This is a genomic window from Ruegeria sp. R8_1, assembly GCF_017743815.1.
Taxonomy (GTDB): Bacteria; Pseudomonadota; Alphaproteobacteria; order Rhodobacterales; family Rhodobacteraceae; genus Ruegeria; species Ruegeria lacuscaerulensis_A.
Genome location: NZ_JAGHRL010000004.1, coordinates 342,934 through 369,716, shown reverse-complemented (window position 1 = coordinate 369,716; position 26,783 = coordinate 342,934). Strand labels below are relative to the sequence as shown.

General features: G+C 58.0%; 28 protein-coding genes. 11 read left to right on the top strand and 17 right to left on the bottom strand.

The genetic code is table 11. From position 1 onward, the window contains the following. Window positions 1-28 precede the first annotated feature (28 nt). From J7380_RS12080 to J7380_RS12050, 7 genes are all read right to left on the bottom strand, one after another. A complete protein-coding gene (locus J7380_RS12080; protein ID WP_209196047.1) occupies window positions 29-2,446 on the bottom strand; it encodes an aerobic carbon-monoxide dehydrogenase large subunit in 2,418 nt (805 codons plus the stop codon). Next, window positions 2,443-2,937: a (2Fe-2S)-binding protein gene (locus tag J7380_RS12075; protein ID WP_170386829.1), complete on the bottom strand. Its 495-nt coding sequence runs from the start codon at window positions 2,935-2,937 to the stop codon at window positions 2,443-2,445. The genes J7380_RS12080 and J7380_RS12075 overlap by 4 nt, the downstream gene beginning before the upstream one ends. Before the next feature lie 14 nt (window positions 2,938-2,951). Then, window positions 2,952-3,785, bottom strand: a complete 834-nt coding sequence (locus J7380_RS12070) for a xanthine dehydrogenase family protein subunit M (RefSeq protein WP_209196046.1) — start codon at window positions 3,783-3,785, stop codon at window positions 2,952-2,954. Window positions 3,786-3,924: 139 nt separating this feature from the next. Then, window positions 3,925-5,010, bottom strand: a complete 1,086-nt coding sequence (locus J7380_RS12065; RefSeq protein ID WP_209196045.1) for an MHYT domain-containing protein — start codon at window positions 5,008-5,010, stop codon at window positions 3,925-3,927. Between the two features lie 179 nt (window positions 5,011-5,189). Next, window positions 5,190-6,194 carry an ABC transporter substrate-binding protein gene (locus J7380_RS12060; protein ID WP_209196044.1) on the bottom strand — a complete coding sequence of 335 codons (1,005 nt, stop codon included), beginning with the start codon at window positions 6,192-6,194 and terminating at the stop codon, window positions 5,190-5,192. Beyond that, the gene (locus J7380_RS12055; protein WP_209196043.1) at window positions 6,173-7,534 is read right to left on the bottom strand and encodes a sensor histidine kinase; all 1,362 of its coding nucleotides are present in this window, start codon (window positions 7,532-7,534) and stop codon (window positions 6,173-6,175) included. The genes J7380_RS12060 and J7380_RS12055 overlap by 22 nt, the downstream gene beginning before the upstream one ends. After that, window positions 7,524-8,192: a response regulator transcription factor gene (locus J7380_RS12050; RefSeq protein ID WP_209196042.1), complete on the bottom strand. Its 669-nt coding sequence runs from the start codon at window positions 8,190-8,192 to the stop codon at window positions 7,524-7,526. The genes J7380_RS12055 and J7380_RS12050 overlap by 11 nt, the downstream gene beginning before the upstream one ends. A gap of 108 nt (window positions 8,193-8,300) precedes the next feature. On the opposite strand from J7380_RS12050, the gene J7380_RS12045 reads away from it, so the two are divergent. From J7380_RS12045 to J7380_RS12025, 5 genes are all read left to right on the top strand, one after another. Beyond that, complete coding sequence (locus J7380_RS12045; RefSeq protein WP_209196041.1) at window positions 8,301-9,281, top strand: tripartite tricarboxylate transporter substrate-binding protein; 981 nt, start codon at window positions 8,301-8,303, stop codon at window positions 9,279-9,281. A 66-nt stretch (window positions 9,282-9,347) separates the two neighbouring features. Then, entirely contained in the window at window positions 9,348-9,830 is a 483-nt protein-coding gene (locus J7380_RS12040) for a tripartite tricarboxylate transporter TctB family protein (protein ID WP_209196040.1), read from the top strand. Between the two features lies 1 nt (window position 9,831). Continuing rightward, window positions 9,832-11,343: a tripartite tricarboxylate transporter permease gene (locus tag J7380_RS12035; protein ID WP_170355570.1), complete on the top strand. Its 1,512-nt coding sequence runs from the start codon at window positions 9,832-9,834 to the stop codon at window positions 11,341-11,343. Continuing rightward, window positions 11,333-12,520, top strand: coding sequence for a CoA transferase (locus J7380_RS12030; RefSeq protein WP_209196039.1), 1,188 nt, complete (start codon window positions 11,333-11,335; stop codon window positions 12,518-12,520). The genes J7380_RS12035 and J7380_RS12030 overlap by 11 nt, the downstream gene beginning before the upstream one ends. Continuing rightward, the gene (locus J7380_RS12025) at window positions 12,517-13,290 is read left to right on the top strand and encodes a citryl-CoA lyase (protein ID WP_209196038.1); all 774 of its coding nucleotides are present in this window, start codon (window positions 12,517-12,519) and stop codon (window positions 13,288-13,290) included. Before J7380_RS12030 ends, J7380_RS12025 begins: the two co-directional genes overlap by 4 nt. A gap of 9 nt (window positions 13,291-13,299) precedes the next feature. Here the strand turns inward: J7380_RS12025 and J7380_RS12020 are convergent, their stop codons facing one another. The 3 genes from J7380_RS12020 to J7380_RS12010 are packed head-to-tail and all read right to left on the bottom strand — an operon-like array spanning window position 13,300 to window position 16,831. Next, window positions 13,300-14,796, bottom strand: coding sequence for a heme biosynthesis HemY N-terminal domain-containing protein (locus J7380_RS12020; protein ID WP_209196037.1), 1,497 nt, complete (start codon window positions 14,794-14,796; stop codon window positions 13,300-13,302). Window positions 14,797-14,806: 10 nt separating this feature from the next. After that, entirely contained in the window at window positions 14,807-16,063 is a 1,257-nt protein-coding gene (locus J7380_RS12015) for a hypothetical protein (RefSeq protein WP_209196036.1), read from the bottom strand. Between the two features lie 54 nt (window positions 16,064-16,117). Beyond that, complete coding sequence (locus J7380_RS12010) at window positions 16,118-16,831, bottom strand: uroporphyrinogen-III synthase (RefSeq protein WP_209196035.1); 714 nt, start codon at window positions 16,829-16,831, stop codon at window positions 16,118-16,120. A 97-nt stretch (window positions 16,832-16,928) separates the two neighbouring features. On the opposite strand from J7380_RS12010, the gene tsaD reads away from it, so the two are divergent. The 4 genes from tsaD to J7380_RS11990 are packed head-to-tail and all read left to right on the top strand — an operon-like array spanning window position 16,929 to window position 19,669. Then, a complete protein-coding gene (gene tsaD / locus J7380_RS12005; protein WP_209196034.1) occupies window positions 16,929-18,023 on the top strand; it encodes a tRNA (adenosine(37)-N6)-threonylcarbamoyltransferase complex transferase subunit TsaD in 1,095 nt (364 codons plus the stop codon). Beyond that, window positions 18,020-18,976, top strand: coding sequence for an NAD(P)H-dependent glycerol-3-phosphate dehydrogenase (locus J7380_RS12000; RefSeq protein WP_209196033.1), 957 nt, complete (start codon window positions 18,020-18,022; stop codon window positions 18,974-18,976). The genes tsaD and J7380_RS12000 overlap by 4 nt, the downstream gene beginning before the upstream one ends. Window position 18,977: 1 nt before the next feature. Further along, window positions 18,978-19,247 (top strand): YciI family protein, encoded by a 270-nt coding sequence (locus J7380_RS11995; protein ID WP_209196032.1) that lies wholly within the window; start codon window positions 18,978-18,980, stop codon window positions 19,245-19,247. Further along, window positions 19,247-19,669 carry an EVE domain-containing protein gene (locus J7380_RS11990; RefSeq protein ID WP_209196031.1) on the top strand — a complete coding sequence of 141 codons (423 nt, stop codon included), beginning with the start codon at window positions 19,247-19,249 and terminating at the stop codon, window positions 19,667-19,669. The genes J7380_RS11995 and J7380_RS11990 overlap by 1 nt, the downstream gene beginning before the upstream one ends. Window positions 19,670-19,859: 190 nt before the next feature. On the opposite strand, the gene J7380_RS11985 is transcribed toward J7380_RS11990, so the two are convergent. Both J7380_RS11985 and J7380_RS11980 read right to left on the bottom strand, forming a co-directional pair. Continuing rightward, the gene (locus tag J7380_RS11985; protein ID WP_209196030.1) at window positions 19,860-20,201 is read right to left on the bottom strand and encodes a DUF2853 family protein; all 342 of its coding nucleotides are present in this window, start codon (window positions 20,199-20,201) and stop codon (window positions 19,860-19,862) included. A gap of 135 nt (window positions 20,202-20,336) precedes the next feature. Next, window positions 20,337-21,212 carry a LysR family transcriptional regulator gene (locus J7380_RS11980; protein ID WP_209196029.1) on the bottom strand — a complete coding sequence of 292 codons (876 nt, stop codon included), beginning with the start codon at window positions 21,210-21,212 and terminating at the stop codon, window positions 20,337-20,339. A gap of 93 nt (window positions 21,213-21,305) precedes the next feature. Here J7380_RS11980 and J7380_RS11975 point away from each other — a divergent pair, with 93 nt between their 5' ends. Next, complete coding sequence (locus J7380_RS11975; RefSeq protein ID WP_209196028.1) at window positions 21,306-22,382, top strand: L-dopachrome tautomerase-related protein; 1,077 nt, start codon at window positions 21,306-21,308, stop codon at window positions 22,380-22,382. A gap of 32 nt (window positions 22,383-22,414) precedes the next feature. On the opposite strand, the gene J7380_RS11970 is transcribed toward J7380_RS11975, so the two are convergent. From J7380_RS11970 to J7380_RS11960, 3 genes are all read right to left on the bottom strand, one after another. Continuing rightward, the gene (locus J7380_RS11970) at window positions 22,415-23,161 is read right to left on the bottom strand and encodes an extensin family protein (RefSeq protein ID WP_209196027.1); all 747 of its coding nucleotides are present in this window, start codon (window positions 23,159-23,161) and stop codon (window positions 22,415-22,417) included. A gap of 13 nt (window positions 23,162-23,174) precedes the next feature. After that, window positions 23,175-24,563: an adenosylhomocysteinase gene (gene ahcY, locus J7380_RS11965; RefSeq protein ID WP_209196026.1), complete on the bottom strand. Its 1,389-nt coding sequence runs from the start codon at window positions 24,561-24,563 to the stop codon at window positions 23,175-23,177. A 101-nt stretch (window positions 24,564-24,664) separates the two neighbouring features. Then, window positions 24,665-24,985: a hypothetical protein gene (locus tag J7380_RS11960; RefSeq protein WP_209196025.1), complete on the bottom strand. Its 321-nt coding sequence runs from the start codon at window positions 24,983-24,985 to the stop codon at window positions 24,665-24,667. Window positions 24,986-25,190: 205 nt separating this feature from the next. On the opposite strand from J7380_RS11960, the gene J7380_RS11955 reads away from it, so the two are divergent. Then, complete coding sequence (locus tag J7380_RS11955; protein WP_209196024.1) at window positions 25,191-25,784, top strand: HD family hydrolase; 594 nt, start codon at window positions 25,191-25,193, stop codon at window positions 25,782-25,784. Here J7380_RS11955 and J7380_RS11950 read toward each other — a convergent pair. Then, window positions 25,781-26,152 carry a VOC family protein gene (locus tag J7380_RS11950; RefSeq protein ID WP_209196023.1) on the bottom strand — a complete coding sequence of 124 codons (372 nt, stop codon included), beginning with the start codon at window positions 26,150-26,152 and terminating at the stop codon, window positions 25,781-25,783. The genes J7380_RS11955 and J7380_RS11950 overlap by 4 nt on opposite strands. Before the next feature lie 164 nt (window positions 26,153-26,316). Beyond that, window positions 26,317-26,751, bottom strand: coding sequence for a hypothetical protein (locus J7380_RS11945; protein WP_209196022.1), 435 nt, complete (start codon window positions 26,749-26,751; stop codon window positions 26,317-26,319). Between the last annotated feature and the right edge of the window lie 32 nt (window positions 26,752-26,783).

The window sequence follows — 26,783 nt, the reverse complement described above, 5'->3', positions numbered from 1 at the left end:
CGGATCGGGCAAGCCGATCCGAACCCAATCACCCATGCATCCCCAGCCCATTGGCAATCTTCCAGATGCGCCAGTGGTCATGCGGCATATGGCTCTGCACCAACCCAAAGGGCCGGAATGCATCATGCACCGCGTTCGAGAAACAGGGAACGCCCCCAACATTCGGGCTCTCACCCACACCCTTCGCACCAATCGGATGATGCGGGGACGGTGTCACCGTATAGTCGGTGATATAGTTCGGCGTCTCCCACGCAGTCGGCAGGAAGAAGTCCATCAGCGTGCCGGTCTTCACATTGCCCATCTCATCATAGGCAATCTCCTGCCCCATCGCGATGGCCAGCGCCTCGGTCACGCCGCCATGAACCTGCCCGTCGATGATCATCGGGTTGATCCGCGTGCCGCAATCGTCCAGCGCATAGAACTTGCGAACATCCCATTCGCCAGTATCCACGTCGATCTCCATGACACAGATATAGGCTCCGAACGGATAGGTCATGTTCGGCGGGTCGTAGTAGCTGACCGCCTCAAGACCGGGCTCCAAGCCAGGGATCGCCTGATTATAGGCAGCAAAGGCGATTTCCTTCATCGTCTTGAACCGCTCAGGCGCGCCCTTGACGGCGAACCGATCCACATCCCATTCGACATCGTCATCATGGACCTCCAGCAGATAGGCCGCAATCATCTGCGCCTTGGCGCGGATCTTACGCGCGGCCATTGCCGTTGCCGCACCGGCCACAGGCGTGGACCGAGACCCGTAAGTCCCCAGACCATAGGGCGCGGTGTCGGTGTCGCCTTCCTCCAACGTGATGTCATCGGCAGGCAACCCGATCTCACTGGCAATGATCTGCGCAAAGGTCGTGGCATGACCTTGACCCTGAGAGATCGTCCCCAGCCGTGCGATAGCCGACCCGGTCGGGTGGATGCGGATTTCGCACGAGTCAAACATACCCAGCCCAAGGATATCGCAGTTCTTGACTGGCCCGGCCCCGACGATTTCAGTGAAATGCGTCAGACCAATGCCCAGCAATTTGCGGGTTTTACCAGCCTTGAAATCCTCGACCCGCTGTGCCTGTTCCGCCCGCAAGCCGTCATAATCCACAGCCTTCAGCGCCTTGTCCCAGGCGGTGTGATAGTCGCCCGAGTCATACTCCCAGCCCAGCGCGGACTGATAGGGGAACTGATCGGCCTTGATGAAGTTGATCCGGCGCAGTTCGGCCGCGTCCATGTTCAGCTTGATGGCCAGAACCTCGATCATGCGCTCTATGAAATAGGCGGCCTCGGTCACACGGAAAGAACAGCGATAGGCCACCCCGCCCGGAGCCTTGTTGGTATAGACACCATCCACGGCCAGATAGGCGGTCGGGATGTCATAGGACCCGGTGCAGATATTCATGAACCCGGCAGGAAACTTTGTCGGGTCCGCACAGGCGTCAAAGCCACCGTGGTCCGCCGTGGTGTGACACCAGAGCCCAGTGATCTTGCCGTCCTTGGTAGCCGCGATCTTGCCCTGCATCCAGTAGTCGCGGGCAAAGGCGGTGGACATCAGGTTCTCCATCCGGTCCTCGACCCATTTCACTGGCTTGCCGGTCACGATGGACGCCACGACCGAACAGACATAGCCCGCATAGGCCCCGACCTTGTTGCCAAAGCCACCACCGATGTCGGGGCTGATGACGCGGATATTGTGCTCGGCAATGCCCGAGATCAGCGACACAACCGTGCGGATCGCGTGCGGGGCCTGAAACGTACCGTAGAGCGTCAGCTTGCCGGTCACCTTGTCCATGCTCGCGACCGACCCGCAGGTCTCCAGCGGGCAAGGATGGGTGCGGTGGTAATAGACCATCTCTTCAGCCACCACATCGGCCTCGGCCAGAATAGCCTCGGTCGCGTCTTTGTCGCCCTGTTCCCAGGTGAAGATGTGGTTGTGATGCTTGCGCGGCCCGTGCGCACCTTCGGTCTGACCCTCAAGGTCTTCACGCAGGACCACATCGGATTTCAGCGCCTCGAACGGGTCGGTCAGAACGGGCAGTTCTTCGTATTCAACCTCGACCAGTTCCGCAGCATCCGCCGCGATATAGCGATCCTCGGCCACAACGAAAGCGACTTCCTGACCTTGGAACAGCACTTTGCCATCGGCCAGCACCATCTGCTTGTCACCCGCCAGTGTCGGCATCCAATGCAGGCCCAGCGGCGACAAGTCTTCAGCAGTCAGAACAGCGATCACGCCGGGCAGCGCCAGCGCGGCCTCTTTGTTGACGCTGACAACGCGGGCATGTGCGTAGGGGGAGCGCACAAAGTCGCCGAACAGCATCCCGTCCAGCTTGATGTCATCGACATAATTGCCCTTGCCTTGGGTAAAGCGCACATCCTCGACGCGTTTGCGCGAGCTGCCCATCCCTTTGAGGTTGGCGGCGCGTTCTTCGGGGGTCAAAGTTTGATCGTTCATTCCGCGGCCTCCTTCTGAGCGTTCAGCATGTCAGCCGAAGCCGAGATCGCCTTGACGATGTTCTGGTAGCCGGTGCAGCGGCACAGGTTCCCAGCCATACCGAAACGGATTTCTTCTTCGGTTGGGTTCGGGTTCTCCTGCAGCAGGCGATGCGCGCGGGTGATCATGCCCGGCGTGCAGAAACCGCATTGCAGGCCATGATGTTCGCGGAACATTTCCTGCAGTACGCCAAGGCTGCCATCGTCGTTGGTAAGCCCTTCGACCGTTGTGATGTCGGCACCGTTCACCTGCGCCACGAAGGTGGTGCAGGATTTGACGGACTTGCCATCGATATCAACGGTGCAAGCGCCGCAATGGCTGGTTTCGCATCCGATATGGGGTCCAGTGATTTTCAGATCTTCCCGCAGGAAGTGGATCAGCAACGTGCGCGGCTCGGCCAGACCTTCGACCTCGCGCCCGTTCACGGTGAGTTTGACGTGCATTTTTGACATGGGTTCTCCTCCCCTCAACCCGCGCGGCTTTGGGCGCGGTCGATGGCGCGGCGCAGCATGACGCCTGCCACATGTTTCTTGAACTCGACGGGGCCGCGATTGTCGGCAACCGGATCAATCGCATCCAGCATCGCCGCGACGCAGCCATTCACATCGCCATCGGCCAGCGCCGCACTGGCACCTTCGGACCAGATCGGCGTGTCGGCCAGGTTGGTCATCGCGACCGAGGCCGTTCCGTTGCCCACCATCACAGCCGCCGCAGCCGTGGCATAGTCGCCGATCTTGCGCTTTTGCTTTTCATAGGCCTGACCGACTCCCGCGCTGGGCACCGGGATCGAGATACGGGTCAGGATTTCCTCATCCTCACGCGCGGTGAAATACGCGGCCTCGTAAAACTCACGCGCGGCGACGCTGCGATTGCCATCGGGGCCGGACAGATCAAACGTGGCGTTCAGGCACTGCATCAACCCCGGCATGTCATTGCCCGGATCGCCATTGGCGACGTTACCGCCGACAGTACCCACATAGCGCACCTGCGGATCAGCGATCTGCAACGCCGCCTCGCGGATCAGTGGAATGGCAGCGGCCAGACCGTCATGCGTGATCAATTCGTGCTGCGTGACCATCGCGCCCAAGGTCACGGTGTCGGAGCCGACCTCGATGCCCTTTAGTTCGTCGATGGCCTGCAAATCGACCAGATGGCCCATCTCGGCCATGCGCAGCTTCATCATCGGAATCAGGCTGTGCCCGCCCGCGATCACGCGCGCCTCGTCTCCGTGTTCCTGTAAAATGCCGATGGCCGAGGCGATATCGCCTGGCCGGTGATACTCAAAACCGGCTGGTATCATGTTTTTCCTCCCTGGGTCCGAGCAATATGCCTTGGGGGACCTAGGGTCAGGAAAGAACGCCCGTGTCAGCCGTTCCAGTCAACGGGAACGGGGCGCGCAGCTTGTTTCACGAAATGCGAATAGGCTGCACGAGTTGCGATCAAAGGCCCAGCGCTTCGCGAATGTCAGACAGGCGTGACCGGCTGACAGGCACCTTGGTCAACGCATCCACACCGTCGAAATAACAGGTGCCATTGTCCTTGTGACGCTCAAAACTGGAGACATGTTTGGGGTTCACCAGATAGCTGCGATGGGCACGCAAAAAGCCATCGGGGGTCAGGCGGGTTTCAGCCTCGGTGATGGACCAGGGACAGAACAGTTTCTCGGCCCCAATATAGAGCACGGTATAATGCCCCTCGGCCCGGATGGCGGCGATCTCGGACGGGGCGGCGAAAAAGGTCTGGCCTTCGCGCTCAAAGGGAATCCCTGCCCGCAAGGTTGCGGGTTCGGGGCTGGGCGAAGCAGGCGCCGCAACTGCGGCAGGTTCAAGGAAGCTAACGCCAGTCAACAGGAACGCTCCACAGATCAGGAACACAGCCACGGTGACACCCATCGCCAGCACCTGATTGTTCAGTGCCGGACCGGCCCCGCCGGTGCTGTCGCTGACGGTGAAATCGGTCAGACCGGTGGCTACGAAATGCATGGTAAACACCGCCAATCCGAAACAGGCCGTTCCCAGCAAGATGTTACGCTGCGTGCGGTTGTCGTAGGCCACCCAGATCGCCACAACCGACAGCACGACCGAGGCCAGCGTTGACAACACTACGTCCCACACGTTGTAGACCGGGCGGCACAGTTCCATCCCGGCCATACCGATATAGTGCATCACAACGATACCAAGACCCACGATCACGCCCGCCCCCACTATGGTCTGCACCGAACGTGGTCGGAAATGCAGCAACAGCAGCGCCAGACCTACCATCAGGATCGCCACAAGGGCCGAAATCAGAGTGATCAGCGCGTCATAGTAGAACAGGATCGGAAGTTGCAGGCCCAGCATGGCGACGAAATGCATCGACCAGATGCCGCCGCCCAGAACCACCGCAGCCAGCGCCACGATGATCTTACGGCGCTGGTCGTCCAGCTTCGATGCACCATGCGTAAGATAAAGGCCGGTAAAGCCTGCCATCAGCGCCACAGCTAACGAGGCTGCCACAAGCCAAGCGTTATGCGAATAGTCCAGCATTTTTGGTTTAGGCGCCCTCCCCGACGCGTGGATGACGTTAGCAAACGGATTTGATTGGGACAATTGGCTCTCGAACACGAATACGGTGCTCGCCTCGGCCGTAACCTTTTTTCGTTTGCGACTAAGAAATTCAGCACGTTACAAGTTCGCGCTCAGATCTACTTGATGGTCTCCGCTGCCTATTGAATCACCGCATTTTCCCATGCGGAAAGAAACTTTTTACGCTTAAGGTCATCCAAAAAAGTCAGCAAAGCCGGGTTCAATCCAATCGTTTCTCTGTCAGTCACCCCTCCCGGAGACGTCAGCGGCGGGAGGGAGGACTGCGTTTCCTGCACGGCAGATTTTTCGGCAACGAGATGGCGGATGAAAGCTTCTGCTGCGTCTGGTTCCTGAGTTGCATTTGAAACCAAAGCAGTACGCATCATAATCGTTTGAAAATCAGTCGGAAAAATAACTTCAAGCGCATCTTTACCTTCGGCTCGGACAGCGGCGTAGCTGCCCAACACGTTATATGCGACCAGAATCGTGCCATCGGCCAGATCATTGATCATTTCGCCCGAGCAACAATACAGCCGCACATCAAGCCCGCCCATAACTTCCATCAAGCGCCAATAGGTTTCCGAAGCTCGCGCATCCTGCGTTGCAAAGAGGTAACCCAAACCGGACTGGCGAACATCATAAGTGCCTACCTTGCCACGGAATTCTTCCGGACGTTTCCGTAAAGCTTCGATCAACATTTGGCGCGTTACGGGAACTTGCTGGCCTTCAAATGCCGCCCTGTTGATCACAATGGCCGCCGGCTCAGTGGTGAACGAGAAAAGGCTATTGTGCCATTGTGCCCAGTGCGGTGTATCGATGTCGTCGATTGGTAGGGCATACCCATCATTGGCCAGTTTGAGTTGCAGATCCATCGCACTGGACACAACCACGTCAAATGCATCAGCAGCGGCTCGGACCCGCATGTTGATATCGGCCGTGCCCGAGACCAGATATTCGACACTAATTAAGGGGTTCTTCGCCACAAACTCCTCAATCAGTGGCGCAAATAGAACTGTGTCCGTGCTAGAGATTACCCGCAGCCTGGGACCCTCTGCACCTTCGTTGAAAATCAACTGATCTTCCCAGTCTTCTGCCCATCCAGCGCCGGGCAGAAAAGCCAGCATCAAAGCGATAATGTAACGCATGCGCCCCCCTTGGGCCGGTTCGATAGAACCAGCATTCCCCCATGTGCAGTTGCCACATCCTTTGCAATGGTTAGTCCCAGTCCAGAGCCAATGGTTCCTACAGCGTTTTCCCCACGCTCAAATCGCCGGGTCAGTCTGTCAACTTCGCTGGGAAGAAAGCCGGGCCCGGTGTCGCTGACCTTAACCTCGGGTTTCGCTGTGACCTCTATATCTACGATGCTGTCTGCGGGGGCATATTTCAACGCATTGTCGATCATGTTTCTGACAGCGTTTTGAATAAGAATAGGATCTCCAGAATACGGAACCGATTTATCGCCCGTCAGACAGAGCGACAGTTCCTTCATTTCAGCGATGGGCGTCAAACGCTGAACCAGTTCTTGGATCAACTCGACAAGGTCAACATTCTCGCGCTCTAGCCGGTCCGCGCGAGACGTAATCATGGCGTGATCCAAAAGTTGACCTGCTGCGCGCGAGCTTTCGTCAATCGCGCGAACCATAGCACGCAGCGCCTCGCGGTTTTCTTTTCTTTCCACACGGTGGAGCGTGGCTTCGGCATATGATCTGACAGTCGCCAAAGGTGTCCTGACGCGATGGGCTGCTTCGGCGATAAAGTCCTCGGATTGGCTAAGCGACTGATCCAACCGGCCCATCAAGGAATTCAAGGACATGACAAGCGGCGCCATTTCTCGTGGAACTGGTTTTTTGAAAGGACTCAGATCCTGCGGCCCCCTTCGGGTTACCGAAGTCGTCAACTTGTTGAGCTGACCAATGGTTGTCGACGTGATCCAGAAAGATAAAGCTGCGGTGAGTAGAAAGAACCCCAACCCAAGAAAAGCAGCATTGCGCGAAATCTGATCAAGAGTTTCGGAAAGTGCATCCTGAGTTTGACCCAGTACGACTTCGACCTCGGTTTGTCGGTCAAGTCCAACAAGAGTCCGGCTGGCGCTGACCTGTCGGATAAGTTCTTCGCGAACTTCGCCGGTTTTGAACGACCAATCGCTTTCTCCGAGCCCACCAGCAAACCGAAGGTCTTCGTAGCCTGATAGGAACTCACCGTCCTGAAAGATCGCATAGAACACTCGGTCATCTGAAGGTGTACTCAGCATTGAAAATGCTGCGTACGGGATATCTACCTCGAGTGCACCATCTCTGAGCGCCGCAGCATCCAGTATCGATGTGACTGAAGCTTCAAGTATGTTGTCCTGACCTTGTTGTGCCACCTGCGCCGCATAGTTGCGAACTGTGAAGAACAGAAGAATTGCAAGAACAGCCGCACCGCCAATCAACGCGAGCACCAGCCTGTTTCGCAATGACCCTGAAACGGTCGGGTTAGTTGTCATGATCCAGCCTATACCCCAGACCGCGCAGGGTAGTTATTTTGAGGTCCGATTTTTCAAGATGCCTGCGCAATCGGCCCACATAGACCTCGATGGCGTTGTCTGAAATGTTGTCATCGTAGGAAAACAGCCGATCTGCCAGCTTCTGTTTCGAGAACACATGACCGGGTGCGTTGATGAACAGCTCCATCATACGCAATTCACGATTCCGCAAAGAAACGATGTCCCCGGCGACGGTCAAATGCCCCGCGACCGGATCGAAGACAATGCCGCCCATCTCGATCGTCGTTTTTGTGATGCCTGACTTGCGACGCAAAACGGCACGGCATCGAGCCTCGAGTTCAGCGTGATCAAATGGCTTTGTGACGTAATCGTCGGCCCCAAGATCCAAAGAACCGATTCGATCAGAAACCTGACTGCGCGCGGTCAATACAATCACGGGAGTGTCCAGTCGACTTGCCCGATGCCGTTTCAGAAAGTCTCGGCCATCCCCATCTGGGAGCATGATATCCAACAGAATCAGGTCATATTCCTCGGTTTCGACAAAGGCGGTTGCGTCCTCCAAATTCGCTGCGTGATCAATGACATGACCGTCCAGACGCATGCGCGAACTGACCGCGTTCGCGAGGTCCAAATTGTCTTCGACAAGTAGAAATTTCATCAGGCTTTTTCAGTATTTTGCCGCGTGACAGGTTGATGTCAGGTTGGTGTGTTTTTGTTCCATCCAATCTGAGCCGCCATGCGGCCGGTTGTCAAACGGGAGGAAATCATGACAACGATTAAACTGGGCCGTCGCGCCCTAATCGCAGCTGTGGCCGCAATCGGCCTGACCGGCCCGACATTGGCCGGAGATCAAGTCGTGGACAGCATCCACTTTCTGATCCCCGGTGGTGCCGGTGGCGGTTGGGACGGAACTGCCCGCGGCACGGGTGAAGCCCTTACGAATGCGGGTCTTGTTGGCACTGCATCCTATGAAAACATGTCCGGTGGCGGCGGCGGTAAGGCCATCGGCTTTCTGATTGAAAACGCTGACAGCAATCACGGCACATTGATGGTGAACTCAACCCCCATCGTGATCCGTTCGCTGACCGGTGTTTTCCCGCATAACTTCCGCGACCTGACTCTGGTTTCAGGCACCATCGGTGACTATGCGGCGATCGTCGTAGGCAAAGACAGCCCGATCAACTCGATGGACGATCTGTTGGCAGCTTTTGACGCTGATCCTTCGGCCACAGCAATTGGTGGTGGCTCGGTACCGGGCGGCATGGATCACTTGGTTGCAGCCATGGTCATGGAAGCCGCTGGTAAAGACGCTCTGGGCGTGAAGTACATTCCGTATGACGCAGGCGGCAAAGCCATGGCGGCGCTTCTATCCGGTGAAATCGCGGCACTGTCGACCGGTTTCTCGGAAGCTGTTGACCTGTCGAACGCGGGCGAAGTCAAAATCATCGGTGTCACATCGGAAGAACGCGTTGACGCTGCTCCTGATGCGATGACCATGAAGGAACAGGGTATCGATACCACCTTCGTCAACTGGCGCGGATTCTTCGCAGCACCTGGCCTGCCGGAAGACAAGCTGGCGGCATATCAAGATGCAATCGCCAAGATGTACGACACTCCTGAATGGGAAGAAGTTCGGGCGCGCAACGGTTGGGTCAACATCCACAACTCGGGCGCTGACTTCCAGACGTTCCTTGAGCAGCAGGAACAACAGATCGGTGATCTGATGAAGAAGCTGGGCTTTCTCTAACTGAAAATCGGCAGAGCGGACCGCCGCTCTGCCTTCCCCAAAGACAACAAAAAAGGAGGGGGCATCATGGCGTTGGATCGCTGGATCGCGCTCGTTCTGCTGGGTGTATGTTTAACATATGGCTACGCCGCCTGGTTCACGATGGACGGTAGCCTTCCCCCCTTCATGCAAAGAAATCCCATCTGGCCAAGCACCTTCCCCAAAGTGCTGTCCATTCTGGGGATCATCACCACAACGATCATCCTGCTGGGCTTTGAAAAGTCCGAGATCAAGGAAGCCGACATCGATTATCGCCGGTTGGGTGAATACCATCTGGATCAGGCGCTGATGCTGCTGGCTTTGATGGTGATCTACGCTTTGTGCCTGCGTCCTGTCGGTTTCCTGATTTCGACGTCGGCATTCCTGATCCTTGGCTCTTTCATTCTGGGTGAGCGCAAGTGGCACATCATGCTGCCTGTTGCCTTCATCGCCACGGGGGCCGTCTGGTATCTGGTTCAGGAAGTTCTTGGCATTTACATGCGCCCGCTGCCGGGCATTTTCGGAGGCTGACATGCTTGAAGGACTTCTGATCGGCCTGCAAACGGCATTCTCAATCCAAAACCTACTGATGGTCATCGCTGGGTGTCTGATCGGCACATTCATCGGGATGTTGCCCGGTCTTGGACCGATGTCGATCATCGCCATCATGATCCCGGTTGCGATCTCGATGGGCGACCCATCCGCCGCACTGATCCTTTTGGCTGGGGTGTATTACGGAGCGATCTTCGGAGGATCGACATCCTCGATTTTGCTGAACGCGCCGGGTGTCGCAGGCACGGTAGCTTCAAGTTTCGATGGCTATCCGATGGCACGACAAGGCAAAGCAGGCAAGGCGCTGACAATCGCTGCGATCGCCAGTTTTGCCGGCGGCACGCTGGGTGCTGTGCTTCTAATGGTGTTTGCCCCTGCCCTGTCATCAGTCGCGCTGTTGTTCCATTCGGCCGAGTATTTCGCGCTTATGGTTGTCGGTCTTTCAGCCATCGCAGCCTTTGCTGGAAGCGGGCAAGTCGCCAAGGCCGTCATCATGACAGTCCTTGGGCTGATCATGGCAACTGTCGGCGAAGGCGCGTTGTTTAACCTGCCTCGGTTCACCATGGGAATCATGGACCTGCAATCGGGCTTTGGCTTCATCACGCTTGCCATGGCCATGTTTGCCCTGCCCGAAGCGCTGTTTCTGGTCCTGAAGCCAAAAGATCTGAAAGGTGATGATGGCGAGATCAAGGACCTGCGCATCACCAAGGAAGAAGCCAAGGCAATTGCGCCCGTTGTGGGACGGCAATCCGTACAAGGTTTCTTTATCGGCGTTCTTCCCGGCGCCGGTGCGACGATCGCCAGTTTCCTCGGCTACGCCGTTGAACGCAACATCGCTCCGAAAGAGGAACAGGAAGAATTTGGCAAAGGCTCGATCAAGGGTCTGGCAGCCCCGGAAACAGCGAACAACGCGGCCTGCACAGGATCATTCGTTCCACTGCTGACTTTGGGCATTCCAGGTTCCGGCACCACGGCAATCCTGCTGGGCGCGCTCATCGCTCTGAACGTGACACCCGGTCCGCGACTGATGCTGGATGAGCCTCAGATCTTCTGGGCTGTGATCATGTCCATGTTTATCGGAAACCTTGTCCTGTTGATCCTGAACCTGCCGCTGATCCCCTACATCGCAAAGGTACTATCCGTTCCGCGCAACTATCTGATACCGTTCATTTTGTTCTTTACGTTGATGGGCGCTTATATTGGGCAGAACAATGCAACGGAGCTGTTGATCCTTGTTGGGTTCGGCGTCTGCGCCACGGCCTTGAAATTTGCCGATTATCCGCTGGCCCCGCTTCTGATCGGGTTCATCCTTGGCGGAATGATGGAAGACAACTTTGCAAGGTCCATGCAGCTCTATGACGGAATCGGGTTTATCTGGGAACGCCCCATGACGCTGGGGCTGCTGGTTATCGCCGCGCTGCTGGTGCTGCTGCCCAGCTATCGCGCGCGTCGCGCACGGGCACGGGCTGCCGGTATCGCCGATGGCGACTGAGCCTCTGGCAGGAATACGGGTTCTTGACCTGACGAATGTTCTGGCGGGCCCGTATTGCTGCTATCAGCTTGCCCTGATGGGGGCCGAAGTGATCAAGGTCGAACGGCCAGAGGGCGGCGACCTTGCTCGGGTGTTGGGCGCTGACCCAGACCGCAACAAGACCGGGATGGGCATCAGTTTTCTCGCCCAGAACGCGGATAAGAAATCCGTCACGCTGGATATGAAGCCAGCAAAGGGCAAAGACTTGCTGAAGAAGCTGGTTCAAACCGCCGACGTGCTGGTCGAAAATTTCCGGCCCGGCGTAATGGACCGGCTTGGCCTTGGCTATGACGTTCTGCGCGCGGAAAATGCCAACCTGGTCTATTGCGCAATCAGCGGTTTTGGGCAGGACGGTCCTCGCAAAAAAGACCCGGCCTACGACCAAATCGTTCAGGGTATCAGCGGTGTCATGTCGATCACCGGAGCAGCCGATACAGCGCCCTATCGCGTCGGTTATCCGCTGGCCGATACCGTCGGGGGGCTAACGGCCGCTTTTGCGATCAGTGCGGCCCTGAACGCCAGACCACGCGGCACGTTTCTGGATATCGCAATGTCCGAGGCGGTGATCTCCACCATGGGCTGGGTGGTGTCGAACTACCTGATCGGGGATGTCACACCGGCAGCGCATGGCAACGAAAACACCACATCCGCCCCGTCAGGAACCTTTGCCACTGCGGATAACCCGATCAACATCGCGGCCAATCGTGACGAACAATGGCAGGCGCTTGCTCGACACCTTGGACGGGAAGATTTGCTGGGCAACCCTGACTATGCCTCGCGTGAAGATCGCAAGAGGAATCGCCATACCCTAAGGGACGATCTTGAAGCCACGCTGCAATCCCGACCCTCGCGGGAATGGGTTCGCGAGTTGAACGCGATTGGCGTTCCGACCGGGCAGGTGATGACCGTGCCCGAAGCGCTGGCCGACGAACAGCTTACAGGCCGCGGATTGATTGGATCTTTGCCGTCCCACAGCGAGGAGTTGAAACTAACCGGCAGCCCTGTTGTGATGGATGGTCAACGCAGAATGCCCCGGACCGCCCCACCGGACTTGGGGGCAGATAATTCTGTGATCTGGTCTGAGCTTGGTCTGAGCCGTGACGAAATAAAAGCGTTGACGAAGGAGGGGATCATATGAGCGATGTCGCTGACTGGTGGTCAACATCCATCATCGACATGGAACCCGGACGAATAGACCTGCGGGGCACACCTATTCGGGACCTGATCGGCAACCTTGGTTTTGCGGAAATGATCTGGTTCATGGTGCGCGGAGACAGGCCATCCGCCGCACAGTTGAAATTGTTCGAGACCGCCCTGGTTGCTGCCGTGGATCACGGGCCACAAGCCCCTTCTATCGCTACAGCACGCATGGCAGTGACGTGCGGACTGCCGCTCAACAATGCCATAGCAAGCGCGGTGAACATGCTGGGGGACATCCACGGCGGTGCTGGCGAGCAAGCGGTGACCCTGTATCAGTTCGTCAACGCTCACCCATCCGCCGTTGGCCCGGCGGTGGATGACTGGATTGCCGCGCAAGGGAAAATTCTGCCCGGGTTCGGCCACCGCTTTCACACCCCAACGGATCCACGCGCACCGCGTTTAATGAGCCTAGTGGAGGAAGCGATTGAGGCAGGTGCCTGTGATGGGCGCTACAAATCTGTCGCGATCGACATCGAAGGCGAATTGGCGCAGCGCAAAGGCAAACCCGTTCCGATGAATATCGACGGAGCCACAGCGGTGATCTATGCCGAGCTTGGTTTTGACGCGCCATTGGCGCGTGGCCTGTTTTGCCTGTCCCGGTCTGTCGGCATTCTTGCACATGCGTGGGAACAATCTCAGCAAGGTGGCCGAAACAAAGGCCCTACCCCGCCAAAATATCGCTGGACGTACTTGCCCAGCGACAGGTGAACGGCGTCCTCAGACCTTTTCTTCGACCGCAGGCTCGACATCGGGGCGCACCGGGTCGGCCTTCATTTCGATAACGTCAGACGCAATTTCTTCTTCCGGCTCTTCAACCTCCGGCTCGGCCTTTTCCTCAAGCGCACCTACGATCAGGGGCAGCATGTGAACACCGGTCGCCGAGGCGATCTCGGGCGTTTGCGGGGTTTGCCAGCTTAGCGTGTCAAAGCTGCCGCAGTTCTGGCAGACCGGAGCCCATTCGGGCTGGATATCATGGCAGTTGTCGCAAACCCATTGCGGCCCGCGCGGCGCGTTCAGCGCTTTGGCCAGCCATCCCTGCACCACTGCATCCGATGACCCCTCGCCACGTTCAATCGCTGCCATCAGCGTATAGGCGCGGGCATCGGCCTGTTTTTCCACCACATCGCCCAGCGCACGGCGAGCTTCGGGGAAATCCTCGGCCACGATGTTCAACTCGGCCAGGATCAGGCGCGTTTCAGGGTTTTCCGGGTGGATGCGGGTCAGGGCGGTGAACCGCTTGATCCGCGCATCCGGCGTTTCATCCGGCGCGATTTCGGCAAAGGCATGGGCCAGATCGGGATGCGGCTGTACTTCCCACGCTTTTTTCAGGATCTTGGTCGCAGCGCGCGGCTTACCCTTTTCGATATAGGCTCGCGCGGCCATCGCAGCGGCAGGAACCAGATCAGGCGATAGGCGGTTGGCCTCGATCGCGTGTTCTTGCTGTTCGACTGTCGCGCTTTCGTCCAGAATGCCCTTGGCCTCGGACAGGGCCAGCACCGCATCGCGGCGCTTGAACACGTCACGCGGTAGGTGACCGGCCTTCAGCTTGGCTGTCAGTGTCGAACGCGCGCCGGTCCAATCCTGCGACTTGGTTTGCAACCCCAACAGAATGTCTTGTGTTTCGGCGTGGCGCGGTTTGATCGCCAGCGCCTTTTCGGCCAGCTTCCTGGCGGTATCGTCATCACCCTCGGCCAGTTTCTGCTTCAAGATACCACGCACGCCCACAAACCGGGTGGCGTTGTTCGTCACCAGTTTCTTATAGGTGTCCGAGGCTTTCTTGGTGTCACCATTCATCTCGGCCGCCTGCGCCACCAGCAGGTTGGTCAATTCCGGCTTGTTCAGCAGTTTTTCGGCCTTGGTGGCCTTGGACATGGCAATGCGCCCCTCGCCCGAAGCCAGTGCCATTAGCCCATCAGCCAGCGCCTGATAGCCGCGCTGTTCACGGCTGCGGTCGAAATAGCGCGACAGAGCGGTTTCATCGCCATTTAGGAATTTCAGCGTGGCGATCAGCAGGGTCAGCAGTTTGAAGAACACCCAGATCGCAAAGACCAACACGCCCAGCGCAATAACCGATTGCAAAGGCCCCAGAGTGTATTCCGTGCCACCCGCCGTGATCTGAATACCGCCGCTGGTTTCCATCAGGAACCCGGCACCAATAGCCAGAAGGCCAACAATGGCAACAAATACAAGGATTTTTATCAGTGACCACAGCATGGCAGGTCCTTCAGTTCGAGTTCGCGCCAGAAGCAAGCGCATCTGCGGCATCCAAGGCAGATACCCGTGTCTGCGCCGCTTGTTCCCATTCAGCCAGCGCAGCACGGGCCGCCTCGGGCAGAGATTTCAGTTCGTTCAAAGCCCCGGCTACATCGCCGGTGGACAGCGCCGCTTGCGCACGAGACAAGATCGCATCCGGGTCATCACCCTCTTGTGGTGTTACCGAACGCGCACCCGTCTGGCGCTGGAGGAACGCGACGATCCCTGTGCCTTTCTCCGCCTCTCGGGCGTCGGCAAGAGCAGCGCGGGCGGCTGGCGCAAAATCCTCACGCAGGGCCGAAACCGTCGCGACTCCATTGTCGGCCGCCGCGGACAGCGCACTCGGGATTTCGACCCCGCCAGCTGACAGCTCGGAAAGAAGGTCGGAATAGGGTTGCCCAGCATCCAACTGCCCGTGGAGCTTAGACAGTATCGCTGCATTGGTCGCGGCCAAAGCCTCATCCGAAGCTTTTGCTTCCAGAGCCTGAGCTTCCGCAACCATCTTTTCAACCTCGGCGCGTTGGGCAGCCAGCGAGTCCTGCAGTTTTTTCAGCTCGGCTTCAAATGCGGCTGTGGTTTCGGGGGTGGCTCCTTGAGTCAGCGCGCCGCTTTCCAGTGCGGTCAAGCGATCAGCCAGAGGCTGGATCTGTTCTGACAAACCATCAAGGCCGGATTGGACGGCGTCCAGATCCGAAGTGACCGGAGCCAACTGTTCTGTCAAAGCAGCAATCTTGCTTTCCAAGTCCGAGCCATCGGACAGAGATTTCGAGAGCGCATCGATTTGGTTGGCTTGATCGGTCAGCTTTGTCTCGAGCGTGGTCAACGCGTCCGAGCTGCCGGAGTCAAACAAACCAGCGCTGCCCGCCGCGAACCCGATTGCGGCTGCAATCGCACCGCCGATCAAGGCCGGAACAAAGCCACCTTTCTTTTCCGACTGACGTTCGGACAGGTTCTCCTTGAAACGTTCAAGATTGGCTTCGGCTTCGGCTTCGGCTTCGGCTTCGGCTTCGGCTTCGGCTTCGGCTTCGGCTTCGGCTTCGGCTTCGGCTTCGGCTTCGGCTTCGGCTTCGGCTTCGGCTTCGGCTTCGGCTTCGGCTTCGGAAAGGGCCTCTTCTAACGCTTCGGCGTCGTCAACAGTGGATTCGTCAGATGCGGAAACAGCTTCAACCGCCTCATCTGTCTTGGGATCATCCACCGGTTTTTGATCGGAGTTCTTCTTATCAGCCACCGCAATATTCCCCTTATCGAATCCGAAATGCTTGGAACAACAGACCCGGCTAAGTTAGTCGGTGGCCACGTCGCCCTCAACCCGCAACGCATGTTTCACGAGTTTTTTAACGGCCTTACGCATTTTCTGGGGCGTCGGCTCTTTGGCGACTTTCAATCGCGCATAGGGCAAAGAATAAAGGGGTTCGGCCGTGGCCTGGCTGATGGCAGCCACCCAAAGCGGAGCAGAACCGCGCCAGATGTCGGCAAAATGTCGCGCCGTTCTGGGTGAAAATATTGGAACCAAAACAGCGGATTTGCCGCTTGCGGCGGCAGTCGCTTCGGGTGTCAGCGGTAACAGGTTTTGCTGGTAAACGGGCTGTTCGCGCACGGTCAGGCCGGATTCGGTCAACCGCTCGGCAATATTGCCCCGGCTGTGCTCGCCTCGCAGGTGCAGTAGCGGACTGAGCGGTCGGGTTTGCAAAAGGGCTGCGATTAACTCCTCGGCGGTCTGGCCCATCATTTGCGCGTCCCACCCAGCACCTTTTGCCGTACCTGTTGTTGCAGGACCCACGCAGAAAGCAGGCAGAGACCGCTCAACCCCAGCCGAGGCCGCCGCGTTCACCGCATTGGCCGAGGTGAAAATCAGCCCACGCGTATCAATCGTATCCACATGAACCGGCAGGGGTTTGATTTCCAGAATCGGCGAATAGATGACCTGCACCCGAGACCTGACGCGGGTCGGAAGTTGCGCGACGAACCTTTCAGAGGCCGCGCGCGGGCGGGTCATCAACAAATACAACGGTCGGCGCCTTGGGCCTTGGGATTGTTTGCATCCGCACAGGGTGATACCCCGCTTGGCAACCAAGATGTAACGGATCAGGCCAATGGTGCAAACACTTACTGTCCTCGGGTTGGAAAGCAGCTGTGACGACACAGCCGCCGCCGTTGTGCGCCATGGGGAAAACACGGCCGAGGTTTTGTCCTCGATCGTTCATGGCCAAAACGACCTGCACAGTGCTTTTGGCGGCGTTGTCCCCGAGATTGCTGCCCGCGCTCATGCCGAGAAACTGGACATTTGCGTCATGCAGGCGCTTGAAGAGGCCGGTTTGGCTCTGTCCGACATGGACGCCATCGCCGTGACTGCGGGACCGGGTTTGATCGGCGGCGTCATGTCCGGCGTGATGTGCGCCAAAGGGATCAGTGCCGCGACCGGGTTGCCTTTGATCGGGGTGAACCACTTGGCAGGCCACGCGCTGACCCCGCGCCTGACTGACGGGATCGCGTTTCCGTATCTGATGCTGCTGGTTTCGGGCGGACATTGCCAATACCTGATCGCCCACGGGCCGGACCACTTTACCCGTCTGGGCGGCACCATCGACGACGCGCCCGGTGAGGCATTCGACAAAACCGCTCGTCTACTGGGCCTGCCGCAACCCGGCGGCCCTTCGGTTGAGACCGAGGCCCGCGCAGGCGACCCCAAACGGTTCCGCTTTCCCCGGCCTTTGCTGGACCGGCCCGGATGTGATCTGTCCTTTTCGGGGTTGAAAACGGCGCTGATGCGGATGCGCGATCAGGTTGTGGCCGAGAAAGGCGGGCTGACCCGCCAGGACCGCTCCGATCTGTGCGCCGGGTTCCAACAGGCCGTTGTCGATACACTGGCCGAGAAAACCCGCCGAGCGATAGATCTGTATCTGAATGAAAACCCCTCGGAGCCGGTGATTGCCGTGGCCGGAGGCGTTGCGGCAAATTCGGCCATTCGTTCAGCATTAGAGACTGTTTGCAGTGAGAAAGGCGCGCGTTTCATCGCGCCGCCCCTCGCCCTTTGCACCGACAACGCGGCCATGATCGCCTATGCCGGGATCGAGCGATTCCGCACCGGCGCGCGCGACGGGCTGGACTTGACCGCCCGCCCCCGCTGGCCTTTGGACCAGACCAGCCCCGCAATGCTTGGCAGTGGCAAGAAAGGGGCCAAAGCATGAGCGTCTCAGTACTGGGCTCGGGCGCATTCGGGACCGCGCTGGCAATTTCGCTGGCCGGAAACGGACCGGTGACGCTGTGGGCGCGAGACGCGGAACAGGCGCGGGTGGTGCACAGCACGCGTGAAAACGCGGCGCGGCTGCCCGGCGTGGCTTTGCCCGACATCATCACCGTGACGGCTGACATTGCGCAGGCGACACAAAGCGAAACGCTGCTTGTCTCGGTCCCGATGCAAAAACTGCGCGGGGCACTGACGGACCACGCCGGCGTATTGGCCGGGAAAACACTGGTGGCCTGCTGCAAAGGGATCGAGCTGTCGACAGGGCTGGGTCCGATCTCGGTCATCCGCCAGACCATCCCCGACGCGCGCCCTGCCCTGCTGACCGGCCCGAGCTTTGCAGATGATATCGCGCGCGGGCTTCCCACCGCGCTGACGCTGGCCTGCGCCGAGGATGCTCATGGGTTGCAACATGATCTGACCACCGCGAACCTGCGCCTCTATCGCACCCCCGATCTGATCGGGGCGGAACTGGGCGGCGCGTTGAAAAACGTCATGGCCATCGCCTGCGGAGCAGCGATCGGAGCCGGTTTGGGCGACAGCGCCCGCGCCGCGTTAATGACGCGCGGATTTGCAGAGATGCAGCGCTTTGCCCTGATGCGTGGCGCGCAGCCCGAAACCCTGATGGGCCTGTCGGGGCTGGGTGATCTGGTGCTGACCTGTTCGTCCGAATTGTCCAGAAACTATCGTTTCGGCCTGTGTTTGGGTCGAAATCAGCCCTTTGACACCACCACCACGGTCGAGGGCGTCGCAACCGCGCGTGCCATGTCCGACATTGCCCGGGCCGAGGGGCTGGACATGCCGATCAGCGCTACTGTCGCCGACCTGAGCCAAGGCACATATAGTGTGGCGCAGGCCATTGATACTCTGCTCAACAGACCCCTGAAGGAGGAATAATATGCTCATCGCTCTGATCGCCCGTGACAAGGACGGCGCGTTGCAAACCCGGCTGGACAACCGCGCCGACCACCTGGCTTACATCGAAGAAACCGGTGTCGTTGCACAGGCCGGACCCCTGTTGGATGGCGACGCAATGATCGGATCGCTGATCATCCTTGAGGTCGAGGATATGGCCGCCGCCCAAAACTGGGCTGACAATGATCCCTATGCCAAGGCGGGGCTGTTTCAATCGGTCGATCTGATCGCGTGGAAAAAGGTCATCGGCTGATGGCATATTGGCTGTTCAAATCCGAACCCTCGACCTGGAGCTGGGACCAGCAGGTTGCCAAAGGGGAGGCAGGCGAGGAATGGGACGGCGTGCGCAACTATCAGGCGCGCAATTTCATGCGTCAGATGGCGGTGGGCGACCGGGGGTTCTTTTATCACTCGCAAAAGGACAAGGCGATTGTCGGCATCGTCGAGGTCTGCGCCACCGCCCATCCCGACAGCACCACCGATGACGACCGGTGGGAGTGTGTGGACATCAAGGCGGTGCGGCCCTTCACAACGCCAGTCACGCTGGACCAGATCAAGGCCGACGAACGGCTGGGCGACATGGTGCTGGTGAAAAACTCGCGCCTGTCGGTGCAGCCAGTTACCGCAGCCGAATGGCAGGTGATCTGCGATCTGGGGCAGACGCAGGCAGATTAAAAAAGGGAAGGTTCCGACGGACGCAGAACCTTCCCTACCCCGCGTGCTCCCGACTCACCACACGCGTATAGAAATTCTTCGGTTCTGACCGTCCTGGCCACAAGATAACACTAGCCGAAACAGCGGCGCCGATACAAACACCAAGTACTTAAAATTGGAAACGACTGCCGCTGCGACGGGCGCTATTGGATCAGCCGTAGACCGATTCCTTGCCGAAGTGTTTGGTCAGCATGTAATAGACCACAGCGCGGTATTTATTGCGCTCTGACATGCCATAAGTGTCAAGCACCGATTGGATCGCCTCATCTAACGCAGGACCATCGGACAGGCCCAGTTTCTTGATCAGGAAATTGTTTTTGACGGTCTCAATCTCGCCCTCTTGCGAGGCCGCAACGGTCGACGCGTCGGCGTCGTAGATCGCCGGACCGCAACCGATCGTGACCTTGGTCAGCAGGTCCATATCGGGATCCATCCCGCATTTGTTCTTCAGATCTTCCGCGTATTTTGCAATCAGGTCGTCGCGTTTTCCCATGACTGGCTCTCCCGTAAAGCAGCGTCTTGCTGCGATGTCACAAAAGGTTGAAACAAGTGCGGGAAATCTATTCAGCTGAGGGTAGGTCACAACGGGAAAAACTGGTTTATTTCCCCCCAAGGAAATACGTAAAACTCACTGAAAGGCGCGATTGGCCAAATCCGAGAAAGCGCGCACCTTTCGCCCAGGGGTTGCGTTCCCTGCATGCACGAATGAGATCGGAGCGTCAGGTGACCGCAAAACACCAGGCATGACCTCAACCAGTGCCCCGCTTTCCAACTCGCGCTGAACAGCTAAGCGGGATTTGACCGCTAGCCCCAACCCCTGTACCGCCGCTTCGGTCAACATATCCGAGTTCGATACTGCAATCCCGCGCGGGATCGAAAACTGCGCAGCACCGTGCCCATCCATGATGTCGAGCCGAGTTTGCCACGGCAGACAGGCCCAGCGCATTAGGCGTAAGTCTTCAGCCGTGGTCGGCAGTCCATATGTTTCGCAAAACACCGGTGAAGCACAAATGATCCTGTCATTATCGCTTAGTTTACGGGCCTTTAGTGTGCTGTCGGCCATCTGTCCCACCCGGATCGCGCAGTCGATACCCTCATCCACCAACGCGACATAGCGATCAACGGCCAGAAACTCGACCGTCAGGTCCGGGTGCTCGGCCTGAAACGTGCTCATGACCGGCATGATGAAACGCGACAAGATCCAGGGTGACAGCGTCACGCGCAAATGTCCGCGCAATGCGCCACTGCCACTGCCGGCCTCAAGCTCGGCGTCGCGCAAATCAGCCAACAAAGGTTCGATCCGGTCCAGAAAGATCAGACCTTCTTCGGTCAGTTGCACCTTGCGGCTGTTGCGGTGGAAGAGTTTGAGGTTCAAAACCTCCTCAAGCTTCGTGACGCGATGGCTGACCGTCGCCGCTGAGATCCCCTGCGCCTTGGCCGCGGAGCCGACGCCGCCTGTTTTTGCGACCGAGACGAAGGTCAACAGGTCATTCACGTGATACATTCGAAAATTCCTAACGCTGGTTTCAGGATTGAGCCAGTTATCGCAGAAAAATTCAAATGGTATCTGCTCTGCCATCACCCAGAGGAGGACCCAATGAAATCTCTTTACGCAGCCACATGCGCGCTTGCGCTGGCCCTGCCCGCCGCGGCGGCCGAGTTGGAAACCTATCTTGAGTTCGAAAAATCCATGCCCCCGGGCAATCTGGCCATTGGCCCCGATGGGCGCATGTTCATGTCGGTGCATGAATTCTATGGCCCCGAACTGCGCGTGGTCGAGGTGATGCCGGACGGGTCCACCAAACCCTACCCGACTGAAGACTGGGCGCGCGCACCGAATGATGATGCCGATGGGCTGAACGGTGTTCTGGGTTTGCGGGCCGACCGCGATGGCATCCTGTGGATGCTGGACGGTCAGGGCGAGAACCAGACCGGGCGCGTCGTCGCCTGGGACACCAAGACCGAAACGCTGCATGAGATCCACTATATCGGCGCACCTGTTGCGCGCCCGACCTCATTCCTGAACGATCTGGCTGTGGATCGCGATCATGGGGCCATCTACATCTCGGATACCGGCGACGGGCAGAACTCGGCCATCATCGTGGTTGATCTGGACACTGGACGCGCGCGGCGGGTTCTGGAAGGCTCTAAATATACGATCCCCGAGGACACACCGATGGTGATCGACGGGCGCGAGATCACATTGGGCGGCAATCCGGCCAAGATCGGCATCAACCCGATCACCGTCGATCCGACCAATACATGGGTCTATTTCGCCCCAATGACGGCAAGCGCGATGTACCGCATCCCCACCGCCGCGCTGCTGGATGAAAGCTTGTCAGATGCCGATCTTGAGGCCAAGGTCGAACGCTATGGCGACAAGCCGATCTCGGATGGCTCGACCGTAGATACCGGCGGCAATGTCTATATCACCGCGATGACGGACAATGCGCTGGGCGTCACCAAACCGGATGGCAGCTATGAAGTGCTGTTCCAGTCGGATGATGAATTGCCGTGGCCAGACGGGTTCTCGATCGGTGCGGATGGGTATGTCTACGCCACGATTAACGAGTTGCACCGCTCGCCCGTTCTGAACAATGGCGAAGATGCCTCTAAGGGTATCTACAAGATCGTCCGCTTCAAATCGCTGGCCGACGCGGTCAGCGGACGCTAAGCCAAGCTCCGGCCCCGGTTCTCGGGGCCGGATTATCTGCAATAGCCCCAGCCAGGCCCCTGCAAATGAAAGTGGTCCGCGTGCAGCTTGTTGAAATTGGGGCCAAGCACTACGCGGAACCAATCACAGGCGCCCTGCCCGATCTGGCGTAGGAATTCGGATTCGGGTCCTTCAGTCGGCCAGTCCCGCAACAGGTTCAGCGTGCGGCCATCGGCCAGATCAACCCCTATGATATCAATGGAATCCGCGGTTGCATGACTGCTCCACCGGCTGTCCTGCCCCTGCGCGGTGCGCATCCGGCGGCAGTTATAGCTGCCCAGATGCCGCAGCGCGCGCGCGTCAGAACCCAAGATGTCCCGCGCAGCAGGCTGAACCACGTGATGTTCCCACATGGCCAGACGCAGGGCGGTGGTACAGCGCGTTTCGACCCCTGGGACATCTGCGGTAACAAGGCGCGACAGAAGGCCCCGTCCGCTGATCCCGCAATTCTGATCGACGACCAAATCCTCCATCTCAGCAAACGCCACCCCATCCGCAGACAGTACCGCCCTGCATTGTGCCTCATCCGCCAGAGCTCGGTTCAACTGAAACCGCGTGACCAGAGTGACCGGGGCCGTAACCGACAGATCGCGCAGGGGGTTCCAATTGTCAGGCAAGGGTGACTTCGGGTGTGTCACCAGAAGGAATCCGGCAGAGCCAACAAGAAATAGAAATACGATGATGGAAAAGAAAGACGCCGCCAGTTGCATGAACCGGCGGCGTCCCGTGCGTTTCGTCATTCCCGATCCGCGATCAGTAGCGGTAATGCTCGGGCTTATAGGGACCTTCGGGTTTCACGCCGATATAGGCAGCTTGTTCCGAGTCCATCTTGGTCAGCTTCACGCCGATGCGGTCCAGATGCAGGCGGGCGACTTTTTCATCCAGATGTTTGGGCAGGATGTAGACGTCGTTTTTGTACTCATCACCTTTGGTGAACAGTTCGATCTGCGCCAGAACCTGGTTGGTGAAGGACGCCGACATCACGAAGGACGGGTGCCCGGTGGCGTTGCCGAGGTTCAGCAAGCGGCCTTCGGACAGCAGGATGATGCGGTTGCCCGAGGGCATCTCGATCATGTCCACCTGTTCCTTGATGTTGGTCCATTTGTGGTTCTTCAGGCTGGCTACCTGAATTTCATTGTCGAAGTGACCGATGTTGCCGACGATGGCCATGTCCTTCATCTCGCGCATATGCTCGATACGGATCACGTCCTTGTTGCCGGTGGTGGTGATGAACACATCAGCGCTGGCAACTTCGTCTTCCAGCAGAGTGACCTCGAACCCGTCCATTGCGGCTTGCAGCGCGCAGATCGGGTCAACCTCGGTCACTTTCACACGGGCACCGGCACCGGCCAGCGACGCGGCCGAGCCTTTGCCCACATCGCCATAGCCGCAGACCACGGCAACTTTACCGGCCAGCATCGTGTCGGTGGCGCGGCGGATGCCGTCGACCAGCGATTCCTTACAGCCGTATTTGTTGTCGAATTTCGACTTGGTGACGCTGTCATTCACGTTGATCGCGGGGAAGGGCAGGTGGCCTTCTTTCACCAACTGATACAGACGGTTCACACCGGTGGTGGTTTCCTCGGACACGCCTTTGATCTGGTCGCGCATCTTGGTGAACCAGCCGGGGGATGCGGCCATCCGCTTGGCGATCTGCTTCTTGATCACCTCTTCCTCTTCCGAGCCCGGAACAGGGATGATGTCTTCGCCCGCTTCGGCACGTGCACCCAAAAGGATGTACAGCGTCGCGTCGCCGCCATCGTCCAGGATCATGTTGGGGCCGTCTTCGAACAGGAAGGACTTGTCCAGGTAATCCCAATGCTCTTCCAGCGTCTGGCCTTTGATGGCGAAGACGGGAATGCCAGCTTCGGCGATTGCCGCTGCCGCGTGGTCTTGAGTCGAGAAGATGTTGCACGATGCCCAGCGTACATCTGCACCCAACGCAACCAGCGTTTCGATCAGAACGGCTGTTTGGATGGTCATGTGCAGAGAGCCAACGATGCGCGCACCGCTCAGGGGCTTACTGTCGCCATATTCCGCGCGCAGGGACATCAGGCCCGGCATCTCGGTTTCGGCAATATCCAGCTCTTTGCGGCCGAACCCGGCCAATGAAATGTCTTTGACGATATAGTCCCCGGCCATCAGGTACTCCATTCCGGTAAATACTGTTCCGGGTTGCCCCTAACATCCCTTTATGGGCGTGGCAACGCAGATGGCCGGAAACGGGATTTTTGTCGCTAAAATCAGCTTGGCGTGCCGTCTACCTTGATCTTGGGGATCGCCTCGAAAAAATCGGTACCAACGGCGACGATACAACTCAGGCCGTTCGCATGGGTCACCAAAACGGTATAGCTTCCCGTTTCCTCAGAGGTCCAAACCTCCATCACCGATTGCCCGCCGCGCGATTTCTGCAATCCGCCAAAGGCCAGCTGTTCCGAATAGCTGTCCTGTAGCTTGGCGATTACGTGATCACGCTGCGCACAAGTGTTCTGTTGAGCAAAAGCCGGAGGCGCAGTCGCAGCCATTCCAAAAGCCAGGGCAATTCCAAATAAACGCTTGAACATAACAAGCTCCTTTCGATTCTGGTTTCAATCGAGAGGGGCACACCGGGAGAAGCATGCGCCCCCCTCGGTACTTGATGTCGGTATCACCGCGCACTTGTTCAAAGCACGAATGCTCAAGAAAAAGTTGGCAGCTGGTGATCTTGACAGGTAAACCATACCATAAAATTGAGGCGCAATCGCGGCTGTTCGGACAAGGCATGGTATAATGGCAACACAACCCCGCGCGTGGCAGAGGATGCTGTCTGGCCGCAGGCTGGATTTGTTGGACCCGACCCCGGTGGATATCGAGATCGAAGATATCGCGCACGGGCTGGCCTTTGTGGCGCGCTGGAACGGTCAAACCAAAGGGGATTTCGCTTATTCCGTAGCCGAACATTCCCTGCTGGTAGAAGAACTGTTTGGCCGCATCGCACCCAAAGCACCGATCAAATGGCGGTTGGCTGCTTTGTTACATGACGCCCCCGAATACGTGATCGGAGATATGATTTCTCCGGTCAAATCCGCTGTCGGTCCCGACTATGGCGCGCTGGATGACCGTCTGGCCGCGGCAATCCACATCCGGTTCGGCCTGCCCGCCGCAGTTCCGAAAACCGTGAAACGTCAGATCAAGAAGGCTGACAAGATCAGCGCCTGGATGGAGGCCACGCAGATCGCAGGCTTTTCCGAAACCGAGGCATCCAAGTTCTTTGGTCGCCCGGATAAGACCGTAATGGAGGGGCTGAACATCGTCCTGCGCCCTCCGGTCGAGGTGCGGCGCGCCTATACTGACCGGCACGCCACCCTGTTGGCACAGCTTTAGCCGAAGACGTAGAAACAGATCTTGTTGTTGTCCGCGTCACGGACATAGGCCCCGTAGAACATGTCGGGCACACGCTGGCCGGGCTCGCCTTCGTCAGTGGCGCCAAGGCTGATCGCTTTGTCATACATCGCCTGCGCGTGTTCTTTCGAATCCGCTGCAAAAGCCACCATGGTGCCGTTGCCCGGCGCACAATCACCACCGTCATAGGGTTCGCACACAGCCAGCATCGGCGCACCGGGCTGATTGCCGATAAAGGCGATGCGTCCCACATCCAGCGTCACCTTGGCACCGCGATCCGAGAGCAGCTCGGTATAGAATTTCTTTGCGCGCTCCATGTCTGACACGCCGATGGTCACATAACCGATCATTTGAGAGGTTCCTGTCTTGTTAAGTGTTTTCCCGAGGCGAACACTTGGTCTCAGGGCATAGAGGTGCAAGTCACGAAGTCGTGACAAAGGTAATCAAAAGAATGTTCTTGTTCGGAGCAGGTTTCGTGTCCCTTGCTATTGCGCAAAAACTGGCGTTGTCGGGACTAACACGATGTGATCGTACTGTTCGAAAACCTCTCCCCCGATGACAGATAGGTCGAGAAATTCATGGCTCCGCCGATCTCGAAGAAACGACGAGTATTGGGATCACTACAAAGGTTCTTTTTCGCAGAAATCGTCAATTCTTCTGATGGTGTTCGACCACCCGTCGTCGGAACGTTTTTTATGCGGTCAGGTACATAGAATGCTAAATCGACAATTTTTCCATCGGTCTCAGCGCTCTTTACGGATATACCTTGTCCAAGAGATTTACCCACTAACTTGCCATATTCTTCAGCAATCAAAGTTGCAAAAGAACAAAGCTCATTTCCATCGCATCCTTCAATGGTACTCCAGATCTCATCCCTGCTGGGTCCTTTAGACGCGCATGCACCAACTGTGGCCAACAATGAAAGTGTGGCTATTGCTCGAACAATCATCAAATTTCTCGTGAATTTCCGCATGGTCTTTA